The 1802-nt window shown below is 40.6% G+C and carries 1 rRNA gene; it reads left to right on the forward strand.

The annotated features are described in order from the left end of the window. The first annotated feature begins 893 nt into the window (after window positions 1-893). Window positions 894-1014, forward strand: a 5S ribosomal RNA gene (rrf, locus tag I4W09_RS10735). The last annotated feature ends 788 nt before the right edge of the window (window positions 1015-1802 follow it).

Raw genomic sequence — 1802 nt, forward strand, 5'->3', positions numbered from 1 at the left:
CTCGGTCGGCAGCGTAATCATGAGCCGCTTTTTGTTAGACGCAACGGGCGTGTTGCTCATACGATGATCCTCCCTTCAGTTTCCCTTTTTCTGCCTTTTTCGGTGACGGAAATACGCTTCAGAGACCCTAAAGGGAAATCCATGCCATAACAGGAAAGTAACATCCCAATGCGGACTATACCACCCCACCACACTCCTACCAATAATGGTAACTATTCTATGTTTTCTTACTCCTATGTCTATTCATCTTTCATCTAACTACCTAATACTATGCAAAAATGTAAAATTATCACACAAAACATAAACAATCAAAATCAGCCATTTCCGCACCTTTTCCTCTGTCCACTTTCAACCGTCCCTCCAAATGTAAAATGGCCTATCGGAATACATTTCCTACATCCTAACTACTATAAAACAACCTTTAGACTTACGTTTGCTACTCTCATGGTCTCAATACTGCCGCCGAAATTCTGTCCCACATACTAAATCTCTTCCCGTCATTATCGCCCGCATCCGGTGCCGTAAATGCAAAACAAATACCATCTATGTCTTCCACACCATCATTTTACTATGCCTGCCACCATCCATTTGTCTTTTGCACCATATCTTCATAACCTGTCACCTTGAAACTACCTCTGCATGCCACCTACCGACCAACTTTCATGTTCTGTTTCGACCTACCTCTTGTAAATGACAAATCACCTTTTTCATCGTATGCACCTTATTCTCCACATCACAATGCACTATTGCTTTTGCTTTTTCACCTCTCATATCCTATTGCTATTAGATGAAATATAATAAAAATTGTCCTCCACCCATAACACCTCTCACTCCCACCTACTGAACATGTCTGGACCCTGCCCTCATATCACCTGCGTTTCCGTTAAACTATCGGTTGCGGCCATATCTACCAGAAAGCACCGTTTCCCGTCCGATCAACTGTAGTTAAGCTGGTAAGAGCCTGACCGAGTAGTGTAGTGGGTGACCATACGCGAAACTCAGGTGCTGCAATCTTTATTTCTTTTTTTTTTTTTTTTTTTTTTTTTTTTTTTTTCTAGTTTCTTGGCTTCCTATGCTAAATCCCATAACTAACCTACCATTCGATTCAGAAAAATTCGCACTATCCAGCTGCACTCTTCTTCTGAAGAGTTAAGCACTCCATTATGCTCATTGGGTTGCTACTACTTGATATGTACAAACAATATTCTCCTCCGATATTCCTACAAAAAAAAAAAAAACACTCCGGTTTTGTTCTCTTCCCTCCATTTCCCTCTCTTCTACGGTTAATCCTTTCCTCTTCGTCTTTTTCTACACCCTCGTTTAGTTGCTTCTTTTTCCTTCCCGCTTTCCTGCACTAACATTTTGCCGCAGTACACTATACGATCGTAGTACATCTTACAACTCCGCATACCGCGTCGCCAAAAATTTACTTCGCCAACCATTCCATATCTGTTAAGTATACATGTATATATATTGCACTGGCTATTCATCTTGCACTTTTCCTCTTTCTTCTTCCCAGTAGCCTCATCCTTTTACGCTGCCTCTCTGGAACTTGCCATCATCATTCCCTAGAAACTGCCATTTACTTAAAAAAAAAAAATGTCCCCACTATCACTGTTCACTGTTCACTTGTCTCTTACATCTTTCTTGGTAAAATCGTAGTTCGTAGTATTTTTTTTCATATCAAAGGCATGTCCTGTTAACTATAGGAAATGAGCTTTTCTCAATTCTCTAAACTTATAAAAGCACTCATGTTTGCCGCTCTGATGGTGCGGAAAAAACTGCTCCATGAAGCAAACAGA

The organism is Collinsella aerofaciens, assembly GCF_015670795.1.
In the GTDB taxonomy this organism is placed as follows: domain Bacteria; phylum Actinomycetota; class Coriobacteriia; order Coriobacteriales; family Coriobacteriaceae; genus Collinsella; species Collinsella aerofaciens_Q.